Here is a 22,798-nt window from a genome sequence, read left to right on the forward strand (position 1 = left end):
GATAACTGCTATCCTTTGGAAAAACCGCAGAGGAGAGAGAGATGTATCCCGTTGACCTGCATATGCACACCGTCGCCAGTACCCACGCGTATAGCAACCTCCATGATTATATCGCCCAGGCGAAGCTTAAGGGGATTAAGCTGTTCGCAATCACCGATCATGGCCCGGACATGGCGGATGCGCCGCACTACTGGCATTTTGTGAATATGCGGATCTGGCCACGTCTGGTGGACGGCATTGGGATACTGCGCGGCATCGAGGCGAATATCAAAAATACCGACGGTGAGATCGACTGCACCGGCCCGATGCTGACGTCTCTGGACCTTATCCTCGCCGGTTTCCACGAGCCGGTTTTTGCACCTCAGGATAAAGAGACCAACACCGCGGCGATGATTGCCACCATTGCCAGCGGCAATGTGCATATTATCAGCCACCCCGGCAACCCGAAGTACCCGATTGATATTCAGGCTGTCGCGCAGGCGGCAGCGAAGCACCGCGTGGCGCTGGAGATTAACAACTCCTCCTTTGTTCACTCGCGTAAGGGCAGTGAAGCCAACTGCCGCGAGGTGGCGGCCGCCGTCCGCGATGCGGGCGGCATGGTGGCGCTGGGTTCGGATTCCCATACCGCCTTCACGCTGGGCGATTTCAGCGAGTGCCTGAAGGTGCTGAATGACGTTAACTTCCCGGAAGCGCAAATCCTGAACGTCACCCCGCGCCGCATGCTCGATTTCCTCGAATCGCGCGGCATGGAGCCGATTGCCGAATTTGCCGATCTTTAATTGTGTAATGGAATAATAAAAATGAACGAGTTTTCCATCCTTTGCCGCGTGCTGGGTACGCTCTATTATCGCCAGCCGCAAGACCCGCTGTTGGTTCCGCTTTTTACGTTAATTCGTGAAGGTAAACTGGCGGAGAACTGGCCGCTGGAACAGGATGATTTACTGGCGCGTCTGCAAAAAAGCTGCGACATGCAGCAGATTGCGACCGATTACAATGCGCTGTTCGTCGGTGAAGAGTGCCGCGTTTCGCCATACCGTTCTGCCTGGCAGGAAGGGGCGACGGAAGCGGAAGTCCGTGCTTTCCTCTCCACCCGCGGTATGCCGCTAAGCGATACGCCAGCCGATCATATCGGTACGCTGCTGCTTGCTGCCTCCTGGATCGAAGACAACGCCGGGGATGATGAGAACGAAGCCATCGAAACCTTGTTCGAAACGTACCTGCTGCCGTGGGTCGGCACATTCCTGGGTAAAGTCGAAGCCCATGCCACCTCGCCATTCTGGAGAACGCTGGCACCGCTGACCCGCGACGCGATCGCGGCGATGTGGGATGAGCTGGAAGAAGAGAATGAAGAGTGATTTAGATCACATAAATTCTGCAACTCCGCATTTCAATTTGCACATAATGTGCTTCTGATCGCATTTCTATGGTGCGCTTCTGCTAAGATGCGCGCCATGAACATATTACTTTGTATCGCAATAACGACGGGCATTCTCTCCGGACTTTGGGGATGGGTGGCCGTGTCTCTCGGATTGCTCAGCTGGGCCGGATTCCTTGGCTGTACGGCCTATTTCGCCTGTCCGCAGGGGGGCGTCAAAGGGCTCTTCATCTCAGGCTGCACGCTGATGAGCGGGGTTATCTGGGCGCTGGTGATCATGAAAGGCAGCGCGCTGGCGCCGCATCTGGAGATACTGGGGTACGTCATGACGGGCGTGGTTGCCTTCCTGATGTGCGTTCAGGCTAAGCATCTGCTGCTTTCGTTTGTGCCGGGAACCTTCATGGGAGCGTGCGCGACCTTTGCAGGGCAGGGTGACTGGAAGCTGGTGGTGCCTTCCCTGGCGCTGGGGTTGCTGTTTGGCTATGCCATGAAAAACAGCGGTCTTTGGCTGGCGTCGCGGCGGGAAAAAGCGCAAAACATCACGGCGGTGAGCGAATAAAAAAAGGCGAGATAATCATCTCGCCTTTTTTATGCGCTTCCTGTCAGGATTCCGGAGGGACTGACATATCGCGGTATTTCACCAGTATCGGGTTCTGCACGTCTGCTTTGTTTTGCAGATCCCACAGCCCGCGGTCAATACCGTCGTTGATTAAGAAGATCACGCCGGTTTCAATGGCTGACATCAGACACATCATGACCGGCTCGTTAGAGGTGTAACCAATTTCACCCTCAAGCAAACGCTGGTAATCGATGAAGCGGAATACCCCTGCCTGAACTTCATAGGACAGTATGGTTTTGCTGGTGGTCACCGAAGAGAGCACTTCGCCTGTACTGACGTTGACCACACGCAGGTTAACGGCGATTTGGTCGAGCTGGTATTGGGTATCCGCACCGATACCGAAGTACCGCGCGCCCGCACCACCCGATTTAACGTTACTTTCGTAACCAATAATCGATCCTTCAATCATCACGTTTGCTGCCGCCAGAGATTCCAGAGGCGTGCGGTTATTGGCCGCGACGGTACCATTCTCCTGTGCGGCACGAATGATTTTCCGTTCATTCAACAGGTTCTGAAGACCCTGACGTTCCAGCGGAATAAACCAGTGCGAATCCTTGAGTGCGGTAACTAGCATCGCGGTGGCGCTTTGCGGCACGGCCGTAGAGAAGTTACTAGCCGGGTAAGGTTTGAATTGCCCGGTTTCATCCTGAATGTTGTATACGGAGACAAATATTTTCCCCGTTGGAGCAGGTAAATGTGTTAAATCACGATAACTCTGGGCCCGAGGCATTAATGTTGGTTTTGCAGCTTCTTTAGGTGGAGCAGTTAAACAACCGCTCAATAAGCACACTGCAACAAATATCAGGAAGCGCTGCATGATCGTTGTCCTTATTTAGCTATTGTTTAAAAGTCAGTTGAATTACTTTGAAGACCGGAAACCTGAATGGTGGATATTCTTCCGGTTTTACGATCGGTCACGTTCAGCTGAAGCTGTCCATCAGTGTTGGCGATATCAACGATAAAATCGTTGGTCACCATCCGGCCGGGTTTACCGGTATTAATGTTGGTCAATAACCCGCCTAAAATCTGCGACTGGATAGCCTGAGTGAAGTTGTCCAGAGCGGATGGGGTATCAATACTAAAATCCTTTAAGCTTGGATCCTTATAGGAGTTTTGCGCCTGAGCCTCATTCAGCAGAAACGCACCGTTGTTAGGGTTACCGCCAAAGTTAGGGTTACGGAACTGAAACGTCATGTTTCCGGCCCAGCTTATGGGGGTGATCAGCATTATCGAAACAACTGCATATGCAATACGCATGACAGCCTCCGCATATCGGTTCGCTAGAACTCGTCTTTTGCTAAATCGCTGGTGCTTAATAGGGCTTTATCTATTTGCAGGCGATTAATAGCGTCTTCTGATTGTGCCAGTGCTAAGGCTACGTTTTTATCGAAGTCCATTTTTGTGGGGAATAAAAACGTTTGATAAATAACGTACTGATTGGCCGTTATTGTTATCCAACTTCCCCATCGTGCACTGGGCCGCTCGTTGATTGTTATATTTCCGGTATAGGTACTGTCCCATTTGTCACTGAAGGCCCGGTAAAAACTGTGCCCGACCGATGAGACGGTGTGGTCTGTTAACAATCCGGGAACTTCGACCTCGACGGCCTTCAGATTCCCTGCAGCGAGCAGGAAACTCGCTGCGGCGATCCAACTCAACGTGCGTTTCATGTGATTAACGCCTGAGGTTATCGTTAGCCCACGAAACCGCCTGAGTTCGGTTTTTCACAGCTATCTTCTTGAAAAGATTATAAAGGTGCGTCTTTACCGTATTTTCGCTGATAAATAACGAACGGGCGATTTCAATATTTGAAGCACCAATGCGTAACTTATTCAGGATCTCTTTCTCACGGTGCGTGAGCAGTGCTGACTCTGAGCTGTTATAGCGATAATTTCCGGAGTGCGTAATGAGATAGCTTGCAAGCTTTTGCGAAAAATAACACTCGCCGCGCAATATACCTTGCAGGCCCTCAACCACCCGGTCTTCTTCTTCCGTGACGTAGAACACGCCATTGATATGCGGCCAGCTTTCAATATCTCTGAAGGGATATTCGTCAGGTGTATTCAACAATAGCACGCGGATATTATTGTTTTTCCTGCTTAAAATATCCTGCCAGTAATGGATAAGCTTTTTATCAGCTTCCATCATATCGAACAGAATGATGCTGCCAGGGGCAATATCATCAAAAGAACGTTGAATATTATGCAATTTCCCGTTCAGTGATAAAGATTGCTTTAAATGTTGTAATAACGCTGTCGCTTGCAAAGAAGGTTTTGTGATCAACAGTAATGTATGACCATGTAAACTATGGACTTCATTATACATGATGAAACCCCACTTTTTTTGGCACCTGGCAGCTGCCCTCCTGTTTATTAGAGGACACCAGAAGTACTGACAGATGTTGCACTGCTGTGTGTAGAATCAGACCATAACCTCCACAGGGAGGTAAATATAAAACCAATTTCGTACATCTAATTTCAATCTAGCTTTTACGAAGTTTAAAGCAAGTGTTAAACATGTAACTGAATGTAAAAATAAATATTAATTTGTGAAATTAGCTTGTAATGAATGGCGAGAAATGATGAGAAAGTTGTACATATTAATAGAGGTGCACAGATTTTAAAAATCATACAAATATTTATAATTATTTGATTTATAGAGTTATTTGTTATTTTTATGAAACGATAATTAAGTATGAGTTACAGGTTGGTTCTAAGTCCAGGAATGAGCCGTGGTCTGGCTTAAGAAAAGAGGGGTCGTGTCACGCACTGAGAAAAAATGTTCTTCAGCCGTTACGTTTAAACACCCCGGGAGGACCCGTGGACAGCCTTCGCCTCGCTGTACAACCCTTTCGCAAAACACCTGTAATAAAAAATATAAGCTGTCCTGAATAAAGTGTTTTTTGATGTAAATTACGACTTTGTGGTGATCTGAAAAATAAAAATAAGCCGCGCGGGTGAGATATTTAAAATGTTTCAGCGGACATACTCTTCACCGTAACGACGCGTTAACACAATACGAATCGTTTTTACAATTAACACGGTTATACGGTTATGGCGTGATTCAATAACCAGGTCCAGGGTGACAACATGAAATACACATCGTTATTTATGGTGTTTACATTACTGGGTGCGCCTGGATTTGTAACCGCAGCGAATTCAGATTTAGCCAATCCTGAATATAACTTTGCGGTTAACGAATTAAGTCTTTCATCACTCAATCAGGCAGCCATTATTGGTCAACAGGGTGTTTTCAATGACGCTCAGGTTCGCCAGGAGGGTTCAAAACTCTTGTCCATTGTTTCCCAGGATGGGGCAGGTAACAGAGCGAGAGTTGATCAATCAGGGGGTTACAATATTGCCTGGATCGATCAGAGCGGTAACGCGAATGATGCAGGTATTACGCAAGATGGATACGGTAATAGCGCGAAAATTATCCAGAAAGGGTCGGGTAATAGAGCAAATATTACGCAGTACGGTACGCAGAAAACCGCAGTTGTAGTGCAGAAACAGTCGCAAATGGCGATTAACGTTATTCAACATTAGCGCCTTCGCGACGACTTTAATCAATCCGATGGGGGTTTACCATGAAATTTCTCAAAGTGGCAGCGCTTGCAGCAATCGTAGTTTCTGGTAGTGCTATGGCGGGTTCTATTAATCAGGGCGGCTGGGGTCATGGACATGGTCATGGCGGATACAGTGGCCCAAATTCAACCCTGAATATTTATCAGGACGGTGGCGGTAACTCCGCGGTTGCTCTGCAGACAGACGCCAGAAATTCTGTGCTGAATATTACCCAGAAAGGTGGCGGTAACGGCGCTGACGTTGGTCAGGGTTCTGATGACAGTAAAATCAACCTGAGCCAGAAAGGATTTGGCAACAGTGCAACACTTGATCAGTGGAACAGTAAAAAATCTGTTATGAACGTTAGCCAGTCCGGCGGCTTTAACGGTGCCCTCGTAGACCAGACTGCTTCTAACTCTACTGTCAACGTTACCCAGATCGGCTTCGGTAACCACGCGACAGCTCATCAGTACTGATACTGAAATCTGTGCTACAAAAAAACAGGGCTGATGCCCTGTTTTTTTTCGGGAGTTCATCATGAATACCTTAATTCTTCTCGCCGCGCTTTCCAGCCAGATAACCTTCAAAACGTCGCAGCAGGAAAATATGACCACCATTATTCCGCAGGTCACTCTGGCGCAGCCGTGTGATTGTCAGGTTCAGATTGTTTCCGTTCGGGAAGGGCAGGGGGGACAAAGTTCGTCCCGACAGCAAAATACCCTTTTTATACCCGCTAATCAGACGATTGATTTAATGCGCCTGAGTTTAAATATTAACGCAGGAGACACGGTAAAAATCGTTGTCACCGTCTCAGATGGAAAATCGCTTCATTTATCACAACAGTGGTCGCCAGCGGGAAGCGCTATCTAAACATTCATGGAATCAATGGCTTGCGAATGTGGCGGGTCTGTACCGTTGAGCTATGCTGATATCAGGGACCAGGTCATTATGTTCCTTAACGTGAGACTTCGTTTGCCATAATGAAGTGCGTTTACCCCTCAAGGACGATTTTCATTGAGGAGTACCTATAATGAACCACTCTTTCGCTCGACTCGTGACGGGTCTGGGCCTGATCGTTTCTGTTTTTAGCCTCCCGGTTTATTCCGCTACCATTGTGAACGGTGGCGTCATTCATTTTCGCGGTGCCATTGTTGCCGACCCCTGTGAAGTTTCGCCGCATCAGAGACAGTTTGCCTTGTCCTGCCCGGATAATAATCGTATGCAAACGCGCATGGTCAGCTATCAAGAGGCGCTTAATGGCCATGTGTCTGATTCGAACCTGGCATCGCTGCGCATGAAATACCTCAACCCTGAAAAAACGCTCGCGGTTGTCGAAATACAGTATCGATAACGCTCTCTCTTCCGCTTTGTGCGGAAGAGGATTTTTTCTGATAGTTTTATCTCCCGGGCAGCCCTGCGATACACTTAAGAAAAAGGCGGGTTGCAGAGGGGCTTTATGAAACCGCAAATTGAAGTTATTCATGGCGATATTACGACCATGCACGTCGACGTCATCGTCAATGCGGCCAATCCCTCCCTGATGGGGGGAGGCGGTGTGGACGGGGCTATCCACCGGGCTGCCGGACCGCAGCTGCTGGAAGCCTGCAAAACCGTGCGGCAACAGCAGGGTGAATGTCCTCCCGGCCATGCGGTGATTACGCTTGCGGGGGATCTGCCTGCCAGAGCGGTCATTCACGCCGTAGGGCCTGTCTGGCACGGTGGCGATCGGCATGAGGCGAGTATTCTGGAAGAGGCGTACCGGAACTGTCTGCGGCTGGCTGCCGACAACGGCTATAAAACAATGGCGTTTCCGGCCATCAGTACCGGCGTGTATGGCTATCCTAAGGCGGCTGCCGCGACGATCGCCGTCGAAACCGTTTACCGCTACCTGTCGCTAAAACCGATGCCTGAGAAGGTTATCTTTGTCTGTTTCGACGAAGAAACTACCCACCTTTATCAACGGTTGCTGACCCAACGCGGGCAGGAACTGGACACCTGAAGAAAGCGCGGCGCACTCAGTGCGCCGCGGTTGTTTATGAGGCTTTTACCTGTGGTTTTCCTGAAAAGAGGAAACGCAGGAGCGGGATCCGCAGATGGATTTCATAGAGCACGATCGCAATCCCCACGACAAACACCAGACCGGTAAAGAACCCCAGCGTGTTAGAGGCGATATGCGGGGTGATATAAGCCCCGAAGAAAAGCGTTAACGGGTGATGCACCAGATAAATAAACAGCGAAGCATTGACGAAGTAGGTCACGCGGCTGGACTTAAAGTTCAGCAGGCGGTGGCCGAGCGCGAATACCACGTTCACCATCCACAAACCCAGCAGCATGGTGATCACGCTTTCCGTTTCGTACATCCAGGCGTCGCCGCTGCCGTAGCGCTGATTCAGCAGATAGGCTGCGAACGCGAAGGCCGCACCTATCGCGCACCACGGTGACGGAGTGGTAAACAGTGCTTTCAGCTTCGGATAAATAAACGCCAGCGCGCCGATTAAAAAGAACGGGATGTAGAACAGCGACTGCATCACCACGAAATTAAAGAGCCCGTCGCTTAAAATCGGCGAATAGACGATAAGCAGGGTCCGTCGCACGGCGGCATAAGCGATCCCCAACAGCAAGAAGAGCACTGACAGTTTGCCCATCGTAACGTTGGCGAAAAAGGTGTCGGCTGTCGAACTCAGGTGGTGGCGCAGGCGGCTAAAAATGAACAGACTCACCGTGGTGAGCACCACCAGGACCAGCAGGAACCACAGGTGAGACACCAGCTCCCAGACCAGCGTATTGTACTTTTCATACAGCGACAGATTCGGCCAGTTTTCCGCTTTGCCTTTGACGTACTGCAGCATAATGAACTGAGGCAGCGTCAGCAGCGGAATCGCGGTCAGCATGGGGATCCCCACGCGCTCGACGCGCACCTTCCACCAGCGTTTAAGCGGGTATCGCAGAAACAGCATGTAAGAGAAATAGCCGGAGATGACAAAAAACACCTGCATACGGAAGGCGTGAATAAAGTCATTAAACAGCGTCAGCCACCAGGACGGCATCTGGCTATTCACATGCCAGGTGTGGCTGGAGTAAATCAGTGATATGTGAAAAGGGATCCCCAATAGCATCAGCCATGCCCGGATCGAGTCGAGGAAATATTCACGTTCTGTTGGTGTTGTGCTCATATAACGTTGTGCATTCTCAGACTTTTCGTCTTATCCCTAAGACTCATAATGGTTACATTCGAAAGCAACCCTACACCAAGACCGACACCCTGTCTCCAGGATAAGCACGCAAAGTGAATAATGGGTTCTTTCATTTGCTTAATCCATGAGCCAGCAGCTGAACAAAGCAGTGATAATGTTGTCGGATTGCCTGAGTTTCCATTAAAATGGATCGGATCGATATAAGCACACAAAGGGGGAAGTGCTTACTTATTATGAAACATAAACCACAGATGATGAAAATGCGTTGGTTAGGTGCTGCAGTGGTGTTATCACTGTATACCTCATCGGCACTGGCCTTTAACATCGACGATGTCGCAAAACAGGCAAAATCGATGGCAGGCAAGAGCTACGAAGCGCCGAAAAGTAACTTGCCCTCCGTTTTCCGCGATATGAAATATGCGGACTATCAGCAGATCCAGTTCAATCACGACAAAGCCTACTGGAGCAACATCAAGACCCCGTTCAAGCTTGAGTTTTATCATCAGGGTATGTATTTCGACACGCCAGTTGCCATCAATGAAGTGACGGCCACAGCGGTACGTAAGATTAAATACAGCCCTGATTACTTCAATTTTGGCAATGTGCAACACGACAAAGATACGGTGAAAGACCTGGGCTTCGCTGGCTTTAAGGTGCTTTACCCGATCAACAGCAAAGATAAAAACGACGAAATCGTCAGCATGCTTGGTGCCAGCTATTTCCGCGTGATTGGCGCGGGGCAGGTATACGGGCTTTCTGCGCGCGGACTGGCTATTGATACCGCGCTGCCATCAGGTGAAGAATTCCCACGTTTCCGTGAGTTCTGGATTGAACGTCCAAAACCAACGGACAAACGTCTGACTATATATGCGCTGCTGGATTCTCCGCGTGCGACCGGTGCCTATCGCTTTGTGATCATGCCGGGTCGTGACACGGTGGTTGACGTGCAGTCTAAGGTTTACCTGCGTGATAAAGTGGGCAAACTGGGCGTTGCGCCGCTGACCAGTATGTTCCTGTTTGGGCCGAACCAGCCGTCACCAGCAACCAACTTCCGCCCGGAACTGCATGACTCCAACGGTCTGTCTATTCACGCCGGTAACGGCGAGTGGATCTGGCGTCCGCTGAACAACCCGAAACATCTGGCGGTGAGCAGCTTCGCAATGGAAAACCCACAAGGTTTTGGCCTGCTGCAGCGTGGTCGTCAGTTCTCCCGCTTTGAAGATCTGGACGACCGCTATGACCAGCGCCCAAGCGCCTGGGTCACGCCAAACGGTGACTGGGGTAAAGGTAAGGTCGAGCTGGTAGAAATTCCAACCAACGACGAAACCAACGATAACATCGTGGCTTACTGGACGCCGGATCAACTGCCGGAAGCCGGTAAAGAGATGAACTTCAAGTACACCATCACCTTCAGCCGCGACGAAGATAAGCTGCATGCGCCGGATAACGCGTATGTTATGCAGACTCGCCGCTCAACGGGTGATGTGAAGCAGTCTAATCTTATCCGTCAGCCTGACGGTACCGTGGCCTTTGTCGTGGACTTCACAGGCCAGGATATGAAGAAACTGTCACCGGACACTGCCGTTGCCGCTCAGGCCAGCATCGGTGATAACGGTGAAATCGTTGAGAATACCGTGCGTTACAACCCGGTAACCAAAGGCTGGCGTCTGACCCTGCGCGTGAAAGTGAAAGATCCGAAGCAGACCACTGAAATGCGTGCAGCGCTGGTCAGTAACGATCAGCCACTGAGTGAAACCTGGAGCTATCAGCTACCTGCCAATGAATAATACATCTGAATATATTGATGCCATGCCGCTGACGGATATCGAAAAAGCGGCACTGCCTAAGAGCGACATCCGCGCGGTTCACACCGCGCTGGATGGTGAACATCGTCAGTTTTCCCGTGATGATGATACGCCGCTGGGGTCAGTAAAGGCACGTCTGGAGCAGGCCTGGCCGGACTCGCTGGCAGAAGGGCAGTTGATTAAAGACGACGAAGGGCGCGATCAGCTTCAGGCGATGCCGAAGGCCACGCGTTCCTCAATGTTTCCCGATCCATGGCGCACCAACCCGGTGGGCCGCTTCTGGGATCGCCTGCGCGGGCGTGATGTGACGCCCCGCTATCTGTCACGCCTGACGAAAGAAGAGCAGGCTTCCGAACAGAAATGGCGTACCGTGGGGACCATCCGTCGCTACATCCTGCTGCTGCTGACGCTGGCGCAGACGGTCGTCGCGACCTGGTATATGAAAACCATCCTGCCTTATCAGGGCTGGGCGTTTATCAACCCGACAGACATGATGGGCCAGGACCTCTGGGTCTCCTTCATGCAGCTGCTGCCGTACATCCTGCAGAGCGGCATCCTTCTGCTGTTCGCGGTTCTCTTCTGCTGGGTCTCGGCTGGTTTCTGGACCGCGCTGATGGGCTTCCTGCAGCTGCTGATGGGGCGTGACAAATACAGCATTTCGGCGTCAACGGTCGGGGATGAACCCCTCAATCCTGAGCACCGTACCGCGCTGATTATGCCTATCTGCAACGAAGACGTTGACCGCGTGTTTGCGGGCCTGCGTGCCACCTGGGAGTCCGTAAAGGCGACCGGCAACGCGGAGCATTTCGACGTCTACATCCTGAGCGACAGTTACAACCCGGATATCTGCGTGGCGGAACAAAAAGCGTGGATGGAGCTGATTGCGGAAGTGCAGGGCGAAGGGCAGATCTTCTACCGTCGCCGCCGCCGTCGTGTGAAGCGTAAAAGCGGTAACATCGATGACTTCTGCCGTCGCTGGGGTAATCAGTACAGCTATATGGTCGTGCTGGATGCGGACTCCGTCATGAGCGGTGACTGCCTGAGCGGTCTGGTGCGTCTGATGGAAGCCAACCCGAACGCGGGTATCATTCAGTCTTCGCCAAAAGCCTCCGGTATGGACACGCTCTATGCGCGCTGCCAGCAGTTCGCCACCCGTGTTTACGGGCCGCTGTTTACGGCGGGTCTGCACTTCTGGCAACTGGGTGAATCGCACTACTGGGGTCACAACGCGATTATCCGCGTGAAGCCGTTCATTGAACACTGTGCGCTGGCGCCGCTGCCGGGCGAGGGTTCGTTTGCCGGTTCTATTCTGTCGCATGACTTCGTGGAAGCGGCGCTGATGCGTCGTGCTGGCTGGGGCGTCTGGATTGCCTACGACCTGCCGGGATCGTACGAGGAGCTGCCGCCGAACCTGCTGGACGAGCTCAAGCGTGACCGCCGCTGGTGTCACGGTAACCTGATGAACTTCCGCCTGTTCCTGGTGAAAGGGATGCACCCGGTTCACCGTGCAGTGTTCCTGACGGGCGTGATGTCTTATCTCTCCGCACCGCTGTGGTTTATGTTCCTTGCGCTCTCTACTGCGCTGCAGGTCGTGCATGCCCTGACGGAGCCGCAATACTTCCTGCAACCGCGGCAGCTGTTCCCGGTGTGGCCACAGTGGCGCCCGGAACTGGCGATTGCGCTGTTTGCCTCCACCATGGTGCTGCTGTTCCTGCCTAAGCTGCTCAGCATCATCCTGATCTGGTGCAAAGGCTCGAAAGAGTACGGCGGTTTCTTCCGCGTGACCCTTTCACTGCTGCTGGAAGTGCTGTTCTCCGTGCTGCTGGCACCGGTGCGTATGCTGTTCCACACCGTGTTCGTGGTCAGTGCGTTCCTGGGCTGGGAAGTGGTCTGGAACTCACCGCAGCGTGATGACGACTCCACGCCGTGGAGCGAAGCCTTTATGCGCCACGGTTCTCAGCTGCTGCTGGGTCTGGTGTGGGCAGCCGGGATGGCGTGGCTGGATCTGCGCTTCCTGTTCTGGCTGGCGCCGATTGTCTTCTCGCTGATCCTGTCGCCGTTTGTCTCCGTGATCTCCAGCCGTTCGACGGTGGGGCTGCGGACCAAACGCTGGAAGCTGTTCCTGATCCCGGAAGAGTATTCCCCGCCGCAGGTGCTGGTGGATACCGATCGTTATCTCGAGCAGAACCGCAATCGCACGCTGGATGACGGCTTTATGCACGCCGTGTTTAACCCGTCATTCAACGCCCTGGCAACGGCGATGGCCACTGCGCGCCACCGTGCCAGCCAGGTGCTGGAGATTGCCCGCGATCGTCACGTTGAGCAGGCGCTGAACGAGACCCCGGAAAAACTCAACCGTGACCGTCGTCTGGTCCTGTTGAGCGACCCGGTCACGATGGCGCGTCTTCACTACCGCGTGTGGTCCGCTCCGGAGAGATACTCTTCGTGGGTAAACTACTATAAAGAACTGAAGCTGAACCCGCTGGCGTTGAAGGCGAAGTAAGTGGTTAAGTAGGGCGGGTAAGCGAAGCGCCACCCGCCAGATAAAATACCGGCTTAATCGCCGGTATTTTTTTAGAGGTTACTCATGAGAATAATCATCGTCGTTCTGATGGCATGCCTGCTCAGCGGCTGCGGCAGCATCATCAGCCGCACCATTCCAGGGCAAGGCCACGGGAATCAGTATTACCCGGGCGTGAAATGGGATCTCCGTGACTCCGCATGGCGCTACCTCACCGTGCTGGATCTGCCATTCTCGCTAATTTTCGACACGCTGCTGCTGCCGATCGATGCCAGCCACGGCCCTTACGAGTAGCGTAAATTAACGCTCGTCCCACTCATCGGCTGCGGTTTGACCTTCTTCCGTATCGAGTGGTGGCTCGAGCTGAAATTCGCCCTCATCCCACTCGTGCAGGGTGTTTTCTTCCAGCCATTCCTGCCGCAGTTCGATTTCATCATAGTCACCGTCAAAGACGGCCTGCGCACCTTCACCGCTCAGGACCGGCAGGCATTCCCCTTCTTCACCTTCATCGGCAAAGAATTCGGCCTGCCACATAATATCCCCATCCTGCAGAACGTATTTTTGGATATTAAGTTGTTGCACGTCAGCATCTTCTTCTTCAACGCCGGGGTTGTCGGCGAGGAACTCTTCACGAGCGGCATCAATAGCTTCTTCCAGCGTGGCGTACATGGTCATTGGTGTCTCCCTGTTTTCCATAAGGTTTCAGGGAAAGAATAGCTGAATATCTGATTCTGCAAGTATGAATACGAAAATAAGCTTCAGGCGTTCGTCTTATTCCGCCACTGGCCGTAACGCGCGGGATAAACTGAACCACGAATAGATCGCATTAAACAGCACTACGCCTGCCGTCACGATAAAGACGGCGCGAAAACCAAAGCTGGCGGAAATGCCAGCCCCGAGGAGCGGCCCGGTGACATTACCGATGTCGCGAAACGACTGGTTATAGCTGAAAATACGCCCGGCAATCTGGTTTGTGGAGTTGTAGACCAGCAGGGTCTGAACGGCGGGCAGTAACGCGCCGTCGGCAGCGCCCAGTAAAAAGCGCAGAACACCAAGCTGCCAGGGCGAGTGCACCATCGACATGGGGATCAGCAGCAGGACAGAGATCACCAGCGCACAGATCAGAATTTTTTCCGGGCCGACGCGGTCTCCCAGTTTCCCCAGCCTCGGGGCGCTGAGCAATGCCGCCACACCGGGCACGGATGCGATCAGCCCGCTAATAAATGCAATATTGCTGACGTTGCCCGCCAGATCGCGAACGTACAGCGTGAGGATAGGAGCAATCGATCCGGTTGCCACCTGGATAATCATTGTTGTCACGAACAGACTCAGCACCAGTCTGGGATTTTTGAGCGAGGTCAGCACCTCCCTGGCGTGGAGCATCTCTTTCTTCGCAACGGGCGTGAAGTTTTCCCGAATACAGAGCAGGGTGACGATAAAGCACAGGAACAGCACGCTGGCGGTGATGAAGAACACCGGGCGCAGGCCATAGCTGTCGGCCAGGAGTCCGCCGGCCAGTGGCCCCAGCAGGGCACCGCTCACGCCGCCGGTTGAGAGCGTGCCCAGCGCCCAGCCGCTCTTATGGCGAGGAATTTGTGTGGCAATCAGAGCGTTGGCATTGGGAATAAAGCCTCCCAGCAAGCCCAGCAACGCGCGCAAAATCAGGAACTGCCAGACGTTTTGCGCCACGCCCATCAGCGCCATGATAATGGCCATCCCCAGCGCCGAGCGGAGCAGCATGATTTTTCGCCCCTTGCGGTCGGCAAGACCACCCCAGAAGGGCGAGGCCATCGCGGAAAACAGGAACGTGATGCTGAATACCAGGCCGGACCACATATTGAGCGCGCTGTGGCCCGTCACGCCCAGCTGTTCGACGTAAAGCGGCAGGAAAGGCATGACCAGGCTAAACGCTGCGCCGGTGAGAAAACAGCCAAGCCACGCAACCGTGAGGTTACGCTTCCAGTTTATGGGGGCATCTGAGGGTGACATAACAATCCGCATAATGAGGTGCTGAGCACCTGAAGCATGAAGTAATAAGCCTGCTAATTATGCGCCTGGGTTATGATTGCCGCAATGAGGGGGAGCTTTTAAAGCTAAAACAGCATGCGGCCCTGAGGGCCGCACGTTGAAAATCAATAGCGGGACGGCGTGCCTTTTGGCCGGGTTTTAAAGCGACGGTGCAGCCACATATACTGCTCCGGGGCGAGCATGATGCACTTCTCCACAACGCTGTTCATCCAGCGTGCGGTGGTTTCTGCATCGTCAAGCGGCGGTGCGAGTTCCGGCTCCAGCATCATCAGCTCGTAGCCCGAACCGTCCGGCTTACGGCGGGGAACAAAAGGCACGATGGCGGCTTTGGACATCCGCGCCAGCATCCAGGTACCGGTGGTTGTCGCGGCCTCTTCAACGGCGAAGAAGGGGACAAAAACGCTGGCCTGTGGGCCATAGTCGTGGTCGGGGGCATACCAGACCACTTCACCGGATTTCAGCGCGCGGATCATTCCCTTCAGATCTTTACGGTCGATCATGCTTTTGTTAGAGCGCATACGGCCGTTGGTCTGGATTAAATCGATGACCGGGTTATCGTTAGGGCGATAAACGCCAATGCCGGGCGCCTGCATGCCGAACATACGCGCCCCGATTTCCAGCGTCAGAAAATGGACGCCGATCAGCAGAACGCCCGTCTGGTTGGCCTGAAGCGTATGCACCGGATCCATGCCGGTTCCCGTCACCTCACTCCAGCGAGCCATGCGTTTGTCCGGCCAGAACCACGCCATGCCGGTTTCCATAAGCCCCATCCCGACGGATTCAAAATTCTTCGCGACCATGTCGTGACGCTCTGATTCGCTCATCTGCGGAAAACACAGCTCAAGGTTGCGGTACGCGATTCTGGCGCGACGCTTCATAAACAGCTGTGCGAAACGGCCCAGAAATTTACCCAACCGAAAAATAACAGGGTAGGGAAGCTGTACCAGAAGCCATAAAAAGCCGATGCCAAGCCAGGTCAACCAATAGCGGGGATGCAAAAGGGCGGCAGTAAATGTTGGTAACTGGGTCATGTCTTTCCTGTGTTCAAACGTCCTGTTTCGCTAGTGTCTCATTTTTTGAGGCGTAGCCAAAATATCTGCTTTCGAAGCGTGCACGAATACAGCAATTGTTAAGCCTGATTAATCAGGGTGTGTGAAATGTAGCGTAAATTGTGTGGATGTAAATTGGTTTTGTTTGCTATATGATGCCGACCGAATTTTCATTCTCTCTAACGATTCCAGGACTGTACACCATGCCAGTGTTACACAACCGCGTGTCGAATGAGATGTTAAAGGCGCGAATGTTGGCTGAAACCGAACCGCGCACCACCATCTCATTCTATAAATACTTCACGATCGACGATCCGCAGGCGACCCGCGATGCGCTTTATCAGGCGTTCACAGCGCTGAACGTTTTCGGCCGCGTCTACCTTGCCCGTGAAGGCATTAACGCGCAGATTAGCGTACCGGAAAGCAAAGTCAGCGCCTTCCGTGACGTACTTTATCAGTTTGACCCGGCCCTTAACGGCTTACGCCTGAACATTGCCCTGGATGATGACGGGAAATCCTTCTGGGTGCTGCGCATGAAGGTGCGTGAACGCATCGTGGCGGACGGTATCGACGATCCTGAGTTTAACCCGGCGGACGTCGGTGAATACCTGAAGGCGGCGGAAGTGAATGCGATGCTGGACGATCCGGATGCCGTGTTTATTGATATGCGTAACCACTATGAGTATGAGGTGGGGCATTTCGAGAACGCGATGGAAATCCCGGCCGATACCTTCCGCGAGCAGCTGCCGAAAGCGGTTGAGATGATGCAGGAGCATAAAGATAAAAAGATCGTTATGTACTGCACCGGCGGTATCCGCTGTGAGAAAGCCAGCGCGTGGATGAAGCACAACGGCTTTAATAAGGTCTGGCACATTGAAGGCGGCATAATCGAGTACGCTCGCCGCGCCCGTGAGCAGGGGCTGCCGGTACGCTTTATCGGGAAAAACTTTGTCTTTGACGAGCGTATGGGCGAACGTATTTCGGACGACGTCATTGCCCAGTGCCACCAGTGCGGCGCGCCGTGCGATACCCACACCAACTGCAAAAATGACGGTTGCCATCTGCTGTTCATTCAGTGCCCGGCCTGTGCCGAGAAGTTTAACGGCTGCTGTAGCGAGCTGTGCAGCGAAGAGAGCATCCTGCCGGAAGAAGAGCAGCGTCGCCGTCGCGCAGGACGTGAAAACGGCAACAAGATTTTCAATAAATCACGCGGTCGTCTGAATACCAAACTGGGTATCCCTGACCCGGAATGATAATAACGCCCGGCACGGTGAAAGCCTGCCGGGCGACGTTATTACGATTTCTGCTGTACACCTTCCACGGAAATAATCAGCTCCACGTCCTGAGACGCCGGGCCTAAATCCGTTGTGATATTAAAATCTTTCAGGTGAATTTTCCCTGCCGCTTCAAAACCTGCGCGTTTACCTCCCCACGGGTCATCACCCTGACCCAGTAATTTCGCATCAAGCGTGACCGGTTTGGTTACGCCGTTAAGCGTCAGGTTGCCGGTAATATTCAGTTTATCGCCGTCTTTCTTCACCTCAGTAGAAGTGAAGGTCGCCTGCGGGAATTTCGCGACGTTGAGGAACTCCCCACTGCGCAGGTGTTTATCGCGCTCTGCGTGGTTTGTGTCGACGCTGTTCGTATTAATCGTCACATTGACTTTATCGGCCGCAGGATTTTTTTCGTCAAAGGTGAACGTGCCGTCAAAATCCTTAAAGGTACCGTACAGCCAGCTATATCCCAGGTGCTGAATACGGAAATTGACGAAAGCGTGCTGGCCCTCTTTATCAATTTTATAATCCGCCGCCACGGCGGAACCGGCGGTGAATAACAGAGAACCCAGTGCGATACCCAGCAGGTGTTTTTTCATTTTATGCTCCAGAGTCAACTGACGAGCGGCCAAGCATGCGCTTTAGCGTATCGTCTTTATCAATAAAATGGTGTTTGAGGGCGGCAAACCCGTGAAGTACGGACAGGATCACCACGCTCCAGGCAAGCCAGAGGTGAATGACCCCCGCCGTGTCGGCCTGTGCCCCGGCATCGCTCAGTGTTGCCGGAACGTCGAACAGGCCAAAGACGTTAATCGGCTTACCGTCAGCCGTCGAAATGAGATAGCCGCTAATCAGGATGCCAAACAGCAGTGCATAGAGGGCAATATGCGCGGCGACGGCACTGAGGCGGGTAAATTTACTGTGGGTCTTTGGCGCAGCGGGCGGCGGGGAAATATGTCGCCAGATCACGCGGAAAACCAGCCCCAGCATCAGCAGGACACCAATGCTTTTATGCAACTCCGGCGCCTGGTGATACCAGCCATCGTAATAGCTGAGCGTGACCATCCAGAGTCCAAGTCCAAACATACCGTAGACGGCAAGAGCAAATATCCAGTGCAAACCTATGGATATTATTCCGTAGCGCCGGGAGGAGTTACGCAATTGCATCAGAATGTCCATTTTCAAATTAACCGGAAAGTAAAAATGAACGGGAAGGCGGGATATTGCAACTGAAATAATTGTCTATTGATTTTTATTTTATTTATTTCAGCAATTTTGAAAAGGATCGCTAGCGCTAATTCAATCTCTTCGTGCAAGCGAAATGGTGAGTTTCAATAAAGATAAATTAACGTCAATTATTGTCAGTAAGGCTTTTCAGTAAAATACAATGTAAACAAAATCAATAATGGCCAACAGCGCCCACAATAAGAGATAGAGCATAAAATGCTCGCGAATATTATTCATCAGAAAGCTAACGATCCTGCGCATAACGCCCCGTAATGCAGTGTGAATGAAACGGGCACCGGGATGTCCGGCGCCCGTGGCGAATTATCTGTTAAAACGCGAGAGGGAGAAGGGCGTCAGATCAAACTGCGGTGCAATACCCTGGGCAAACTGCGCGGCGATTTCACCCAGCACGGAAGCAAACTTAAAGCCGTGGCCGCTCAGTCCGGTGATGAGCAGCGTGTTGTCATGCCCCGGCAGCGTATCAATGATAAAGTCTTCATCCGGCGTGTTGTCGTAGGTACAGGCCGCGCCATACAGCAAGCCGCCGACGCCCGGAAGAATAGTGCGCAGGAACGAGAAGGCTTCCGAACCATCCTGAGGAAAGGCGCCGAAAGGCTTACGCTCTTCAGGGGAGGAGATAGCCTGGCCCCCGTTGTGTTTACCGATTTTCAGCGCGTCTTTTTCTGACGGGAAGCCGTAGAACTGGTCGCCGTTGGGTAATTCGCCAGTGAAGGCCGGGAATTTATTCTGGACGCTGTAACGACCATCCGACTGGAACCAGGAGAAGACCTTGCGCACCGGCTGGATCGGCAGATCGGGCAGCAGGCGGGTAACCCAGGTTCCCGCGCTGACCAGCAGGCGATCCGCGGAATATTCACCGTCAAGGGTCGTTACCGTGACGCCATTATCGTCATGGGTGATGGCGTCCACCGGACAGTTGAACAGCTGCGCGCAGCCTGCCTTCTCTGCCAGCTCGATCCAGGTCTTGATCGCCGTTTCACAATGCAGCACACCAGAGTGAGCTTCAAAGAGGCCAATATAATCGTCCGGGACGCTAATTTCGGGCCAGCGCGTGCTAATGCCCGTCGCGTCCAGTTTCTCAACGTCCAGATTAAACGCTTTCGCGCTGCGTTCGACGCCGGCGAGAAATTCAGAATGGGCCGGGCCCAGGTTGATAACGCCGGTACGTTCGAAAATGCGGTCTTCAGTCTGTTTCGCCAGTTCGTCCCACAGCGTCTGGGCGCGAAGCACCAGCGGAACATAGCGTTCGCCTTCTCCATACGCATGGCGGATGAGGCGGGTATCGCCATGATGGCTGCCCTCCGCATGAGGCGGAAGATGGCTATCGATCATCAGGACCTTCAGGCCCGCCTGCGTCGCGTAATAACCGGCGGCAGAACCCACAGATCCGCTGCCAATAATGATTAAGTCGTATCTCATATGCATCTCGTAAACTGATGTTTTGTTAGCAGAGTAATTAACAACGCGGGGTTAGACAAGGGAGAAATAAATAAGGCACCGCGAGGGTGCCTGTTGAGTGAAAAGTGGGCATAAGCTTAGTGCCGTTTATACTCATTTTCCTGATAGTCGCCAGATTCTATTTTTGCAATACCTGCCTCTAAAATAGAAATAAACTGACGGGCGACGTCTGTTGTTAGCCACAGCGTCTGTCCAACTTCCGCTTCTTCACGGTTGAGTTGATTTGGGGTCTGGTAGTGCAAACGCAGCATCAGCGCATCGTAGCTATCTACGGTACTGATATCCCAGCCAACGAGTGGGTGGGTCTGGATGACTTCACTATTCTTTTCCATTATAACCCCCTTAATGCGTGTTAGAAGACAACGGCTTTGAGGTTCAATGCATGTTTTTCTGAAAGCAACTTCAGTATACCAAGTAATAAGGGTTCCGAAGGGAAAAATAAACAGGTGGCAACACATTTTTCTGCTTTTTAGGATTGTTCGAACAATAAAACACCATCTCGTTCACGATTTTTAAAGAAGATGCCGAATTAATTTGAACTTACGGGATTTTAGGCAAAAAAAAGCCGGGGCGACCCGGCAAAAAACACAATGAGGGAGCAGTGTTAATCCGTGATGAACCAGTCGTCAGCGCTTTCCCACGTTTCCTGCAGGATTTCGCTGATGCGATCTTTATCTTCTTTTGCGGCACCAATAACGGAAAGGTTGTTTGCCGCGGCGTAACGCACCGTGACGGCACCTGCGTTGTCAGGAAAGGTATTGTTAATACGACGGGATAATTCGCCTGCCAGTGCATCAAGCGCGCCGGCAGGCAGAACGGTAGTTTTGGCTATGGTGACTTCAATACGCATAAATGCCCCCTGTGTAATATACTGTTTATTTATACAGGTATATTATCAGTTTGACAACAAGGGGCATTGATTTTTTAACGTTTTACCGTCCAGCTTACGGTTTCACCCGCCAGGAATGGGATCAGCGTGTCATCCGTCAGGGCAATGGATTCCTCTACGTGGCTCGCTTTACGCTCCAGTTCAATGAAGGTGTCATTGACTGGCAGGCCGTAGAAGCGTGGGCCGTTAAGAGAGCAGAATGCTTCGAAATGTTCCAGCGCGTTCATCTCTTCAAATACAGTTGCGTAGCTGGCAAGCGCCGTTGGGGCATTGAAGCAGCCTGCACAGCCGCAGCTTGCCTCTTTACGATGGCGGGCGTGAGGCGCGGAATCGGTACCGAGGAACGCGCGGGAGAACCCGCTGGCGACCAGCTCACGCAGCGCCTGCTGGTGGATGTTGCGCTTGAGGATAGGCAGGCAGTAGAGGTGAGGGCGCACCCCGCCCACCAGCATGTGGTTACGGTTAAACATCAGGTGTTGTGGCGTAATGGTGGCGGCGATGAGATCGTTGCCGTCACGCACGTACTCTGCCGCGTCTTTGGTGGTGATATGCTCAAAGACCACCTTCAGCGCGGGCAGGCGCTGGCGCAGAGGCTCCATCACGGTCTCGATAAAACGGGCTTCACGGTCGAAGATGTCAATGTCAGCATGCGTTACTTCACCGTGAACCAGCAGCGGCATACCCAGTTTCTGCATGCGTTCCAGAACCGGCATAATGGCATCAATGCTGGTGACGCCGTGGCTGGAGTTGGTGGTGGCATTCGCCGGGTAGAGTTTCGCTGCCGTAAACACGCCTTCGTTAAAGCCGCGCTCCACTTCGTTCGGATCCAGTGAATCGGTCAGGTAGCAGGTCATCAACGGGGTAAAATCGTGTCCCGCAGGAACGGCGTCGAGGATGCGCTGGCGATAGGCTATCGCGGCATCGACGGTGGTGACTGGTGGCACCAGGTTAGGCATGACAATCGCGCGGCCATAAATTTCGCTGGTATAAGGCACGACGGTTTTCAGCATATCACCATCACGCAGATGAATATGCCAGTCGTCAGGGCGGCGGATTTTAAGAACCTGGGGTTGTGCAGTCATGGAAGCTCCGGCTTGTCAGGAATCAGTCATTAGGATGGCTGTTTTTGCCGGACACAAATCATAAGCGGAAACGTTTTCGTTTGCACACTTTTCCGTAAAAAAAAGGGCGCCGCAGCGCCCTTCAGGTTAATCTGTGAAAGGAATGATAATTTCACCCGGCTTAACCTCTATCCCTTTTGCGTATTTTTTCGCCAGGGCTTCACCCTTGCTTTTGTCTTCACTTAAGACGTACGCGGGCTGCTGGTTAAAGTAATTCCGCAGCGACTGATTCAGATAGGGCATCAGGGTTTGCAGTACCGGCGCCATTTTGTCCGGAGACACCTGCGCATCGACGACTTCCATCTCCTGGAGGAAAATTGCCCCTTTCTCTTTATTGAAAACAGGGAGGGCCTTCAGCTTGAGCTTGATGTTGGCTTTCTGGTTACCAAAGAGGGAGGACATATCGAGGTCCGCATCACCGGCCAGGGTGACTTTGTTTGGCTCTTCGCGTCCGATCTGGCTGGTGAGATTTGTGAGCACGATATGCGCATCGGCAAGACCCGGTACGCCAATGTCTTTCGAGAAATTGTTATGTTTTTCCAGCGCCTGATTAATTTCCTGTTCACTGACGGTATATTGCGTGAGCTGGTTACAGCCGACCAGCAGACCGCTGACAACCAATGCCGCGGCTAAAACAATTTTCTTCATAGTGTT

General features: G+C 52.5%; 28 protein-coding genes. 12 read left to right on the forward strand and 16 right to left on the reverse strand.

The window, feature by feature from the left end; all coding sequences use genetic code 11:
• The first annotated feature begins 41 nt into the window (after nt 1–41).
• From F3J31_RS09015 to F3J31_RS09025, 3 genes are all read left to right on the forward strand, one after another.
• Nucleotides 42–779, forward strand: coding sequence for a phosphatase (locus tag F3J31_RS09015; protein ID WP_008500850.1), 738 nt, complete (start codon nt 42–44; stop codon nt 777–779).
• Nucleotides 780–800: 21 nt separating this feature from the next.
• A complete protein-coding gene (locus F3J31_RS09020) occupies nt 801–1,355 on the forward strand; it encodes a molecular chaperone (RefSeq protein ID WP_045908295.1) in 555 nt (184 codons plus the stop codon).
• Between the two features lie 96 nt (nt 1,356–1,451).
• Nucleotides 1,452–1,934, forward strand: coding sequence for a DUF1097 domain-containing protein (locus F3J31_RS09025; protein WP_139125294.1), 483 nt, complete (start codon nt 1,452–1,454; stop codon nt 1,932–1,934).
• 43 nt (nt 1,935–1,977) lie between these two features.
• Here the strand turns inward: F3J31_RS09025 and csgG are convergent, their stop codons facing one another.
• Genes csgG through csgD form a run of 4 tightly spaced genes read right to left on the reverse strand, consistent with a single transcriptional unit; the run spans nt 1,978 to nt 4,319 of the window.
• On the reverse strand, nt 1,978–2,811 hold the full coding sequence (gene csgG / locus F3J31_RS09030; RefSeq protein WP_045357119.1) for a curli production assembly/transport protein CsgG: 834 nt from the start codon (nt 2,809–2,811) through the stop codon (nt 1,978–1,980).
• Between the two features lie 26 nt (nt 2,812–2,837).
• A complete protein-coding gene (csgF, locus tag F3J31_RS09035) occupies nt 2,838–3,251 on the reverse strand; it encodes a curli production assembly/transport protein CsgF (RefSeq protein WP_023311106.1) in 414 nt (137 codons plus the stop codon).
• Between the two features lie 23 nt (nt 3,252–3,274).
• A complete protein-coding gene (gene csgE, locus F3J31_RS09040) occupies nt 3,275–3,664 on the reverse strand; it encodes a curli production assembly/transport protein CsgE (protein WP_008500845.1) in 390 nt (129 codons plus the stop codon).
• Nucleotides 3,665–3,668: 4 nt separating this feature from the next.
• Complete coding sequence (gene csgD / locus F3J31_RS09045; RefSeq protein WP_021240790.1) at nt 3,669–4,319, reverse strand: biofilm master transcriptional regulator CsgD; 651 nt, start codon at nt 4,317–4,319, stop codon at nt 3,669–3,671.
• Between the two features lie 764 nt (nt 4,320–5,083).
• Here csgD and csgB point away from each other — a divergent pair.
• The 5 genes from csgB (at nt 5,084) to ymdB (ending at nt 7,556) form a co-directional block, all read left to right on the forward strand.
• Nucleotides 5,084–5,539, forward strand: a complete 456-nt coding sequence (gene csgB / locus F3J31_RS09050; RefSeq protein WP_048027369.1) for a curli minor subunit CsgB — start codon at nt 5,084–5,086, stop codon at nt 5,537–5,539.
• Nucleotides 5,540–5,580: 41 nt separating this feature from the next.
• Complete coding sequence (gene csgA, locus F3J31_RS09055; protein ID WP_063621360.1) at nt 5,581–6,033, forward strand: curli major subunit CsgA; 453 nt, start codon at nt 5,581–5,583, stop codon at nt 6,031–6,033.
• Nucleotides 6,034–6,094: 61 nt separating this feature from the next.
• Nucleotides 6,095–6,427: a curli assembly chaperone CsgC gene (gene csgC, locus F3J31_RS09060; RefSeq protein ID WP_048222497.1), complete on the forward strand. Its 333-nt coding sequence runs from the start codon at nt 6,095–6,097 to the stop codon at nt 6,425–6,427.
• A 160-nt stretch (nt 6,428–6,587) separates the two neighbouring features.
• Nucleotides 6,588–6,908, forward strand: a complete 321-nt coding sequence (locus F3J31_RS09065; RefSeq protein ID WP_167212664.1) for a type 1 fimbrial protein — start codon at nt 6,588–6,590, stop codon at nt 6,906–6,908.
• A gap of 105 nt (nt 6,909–7,013) precedes the next feature.
• Nucleotides 7,014–7,556: an O-acetyl-ADP-ribose deacetylase gene (ymdB, locus tag F3J31_RS09070; protein ID WP_045908290.1), complete on the forward strand. Its 543-nt coding sequence runs from the start codon at nt 7,014–7,016 to the stop codon at nt 7,554–7,556.
• A gap of 34 nt (nt 7,557–7,590) precedes the next feature.
• Here the strand turns inward: ymdB and mdoC are convergent, their stop codons facing one another.
• Nucleotides 7,591–8,730: a glucans biosynthesis protein MdoC gene (gene mdoC, locus F3J31_RS09075; RefSeq protein WP_045908289.1), complete on the reverse strand. Its 1,140-nt coding sequence runs from the start codon at nt 8,728–8,730 to the stop codon at nt 7,591–7,593.
• Between the two features lie 254 nt (nt 8,731–8,984).
• On the opposite strand from mdoC, the gene mdoG reads away from it, so the two are divergent.
• The 3 genes from mdoG (at nt 8,985) to F3J31_RS09090 (ending at nt 13,371) form a co-directional block, all read left to right on the forward strand.
• Nucleotides 8,985–10,538: a glucans biosynthesis protein MdoG gene (gene mdoG, locus F3J31_RS09080; RefSeq protein WP_021240787.1), complete on the forward strand. Its 1,554-nt coding sequence runs from the start codon at nt 8,985–8,987 to the stop codon at nt 10,536–10,538.
• Entirely contained in the window at nt 10,531–13,059 is a 2,529-nt protein-coding gene (gene mdoH / locus F3J31_RS09085; RefSeq protein ID WP_045908288.1) for a glucans biosynthesis glucosyltransferase MdoH, read from the forward strand. Before mdoG ends, mdoH begins: the two co-directional genes overlap by 8 nt.
• A gap of 84 nt (nt 13,060–13,143) precedes the next feature.
• Nucleotides 13,144–13,371 (forward strand): YceK/YidQ family lipoprotein, encoded by a 228-nt coding sequence (locus F3J31_RS09090; RefSeq protein ID WP_008500835.1) that lies wholly within the window; start codon nt 13,144–13,146, stop codon nt 13,369–13,371.
• A 6-nt stretch (nt 13,372–13,377) separates the two neighbouring features.
• Here the strand turns inward: F3J31_RS09090 and F3J31_RS09095 are convergent, their stop codons facing one another.
• From F3J31_RS09095 to F3J31_RS09105, 3 genes are all read right to left on the reverse strand, one after another.
• Nucleotides 13,378–13,752 carry a MysB family protein gene (locus F3J31_RS09095; RefSeq protein ID WP_008500834.1) on the reverse strand — a complete coding sequence of 125 codons (375 nt, stop codon included), beginning with the start codon at nt 13,750–13,752 and terminating at the stop codon, nt 13,378–13,380.
• Between the two features lie 96 nt (nt 13,753–13,848).
• Complete coding sequence (gene mdtG, locus F3J31_RS09100) at nt 13,849–15,066, reverse strand: multidrug efflux MFS transporter MdtG (RefSeq protein ID WP_167212667.1); 1,218 nt, start codon at nt 15,064–15,066, stop codon at nt 13,849–13,851.
• 143 nt (nt 15,067–15,209) lie between these two features.
• Nucleotides 15,210–16,136 carry a Kdo(2)-lipid IV(A) acyltransferase gene (locus F3J31_RS09105; protein ID WP_045910183.1) on the reverse strand — a complete coding sequence of 309 codons (927 nt, stop codon included), beginning with the start codon at nt 16,134–16,136 and terminating at the stop codon, nt 15,210–15,212.
• Nucleotides 16,137–16,357: 221 nt separating this feature from the next.
• Between F3J31_RS09105 and F3J31_RS09110 the strand changes: the two genes are divergently transcribed.
• Entirely contained in the window at nt 16,358–17,407 is a 1,050-nt protein-coding gene (locus F3J31_RS09110; protein WP_008500831.1) for a rhodanese-related sulfurtransferase, read from the forward strand.
• A gap of 41 nt (nt 17,408–17,448) precedes the next feature.
• Here F3J31_RS09110 and F3J31_RS09115 read toward each other — a convergent pair whose 3' ends face one another.
• The 8 genes from F3J31_RS09115 to F3J31_RS09150 all read right to left on the reverse strand — a co-directional run bounded on the left by F3J31_RS09115 (nt 17,449) and on the right by F3J31_RS09150 (nt 22,792).
• Nucleotides 17,449–18,027, reverse strand: coding sequence for a YceI family protein (locus F3J31_RS09115; RefSeq protein WP_045401851.1), 579 nt, complete (start codon nt 18,025–18,027; stop codon nt 17,449–17,451).
• Nucleotide 18,028: 1 nt separating this feature from the next.
• Entirely contained in the window at nt 18,029–18,595 is a 567-nt protein-coding gene (locus F3J31_RS09120; RefSeq protein WP_048224381.1) for a cytochrome b, read from the reverse strand.
• A gap of 207 nt (nt 18,596–18,802) precedes the next feature.
• Nucleotides 18,803–18,916, reverse strand: coding sequence for a DUF2770 family protein (locus F3J31_RS09125; protein WP_032645429.1), 114 nt, complete (start codon nt 18,914–18,916; stop codon nt 18,803–18,805).
• A gap of 60 nt (nt 18,917–18,976) precedes the next feature.
• Nucleotides 18,977–20,095 carry an N-methyl-L-tryptophan oxidase gene (gene solA / locus F3J31_RS09130; RefSeq protein WP_167212670.1) on the reverse strand — a complete coding sequence of 373 codons (1,119 nt, stop codon included), beginning with the start codon at nt 20,093–20,095 and terminating at the stop codon, nt 18,977–18,979.
• Between the two features lie 116 nt (nt 20,096–20,211).
• The gene (bssS, locus tag F3J31_RS09135; RefSeq protein WP_008500827.1) at nt 20,212–20,466 is read right to left on the reverse strand and encodes a biofilm formation regulator BssS; all 255 of its coding nucleotides are present in this window, start codon (nt 20,464–20,466) and stop codon (nt 20,212–20,214) included.
• Nucleotides 20,467–20,738: 272 nt separating this feature from the next.
• Nucleotides 20,739–20,984, reverse strand: a complete 246-nt coding sequence (gene dinI, locus F3J31_RS09140) for a DNA damage-inducible protein I (protein WP_008500826.1) — start codon at nt 20,982–20,984, stop codon at nt 20,739–20,741.
• Between the two features lie 74 nt (nt 20,985–21,058).
• Nucleotides 21,059–22,105 (reverse strand): dihydroorotase, encoded by a 1,047-nt coding sequence (gene pyrC / locus F3J31_RS09145; RefSeq protein ID WP_045334677.1) that lies wholly within the window; start codon nt 22,103–22,105, stop codon nt 21,059–21,061.
• Between the two features lie 126 nt (nt 22,106–22,231).
• Nucleotides 22,232–22,792: a lipoprotein gene (locus tag F3J31_RS09150; protein ID WP_045910186.1), complete on the reverse strand. Its 561-nt coding sequence runs from the start codon at nt 22,790–22,792 to the stop codon at nt 22,232–22,234.
• Nucleotides 22,793–22,798 lie beyond the last annotated feature (6 nt).

Source organism: Enterobacter sp. Acro-832, assembly GCF_011752745.1.
Lineage (GTDB): Bacteria > Pseudomonadota > Gammaproteobacteria > Enterobacterales > Enterobacteriaceae > Enterobacter > Enterobacter quasiroggenkampii.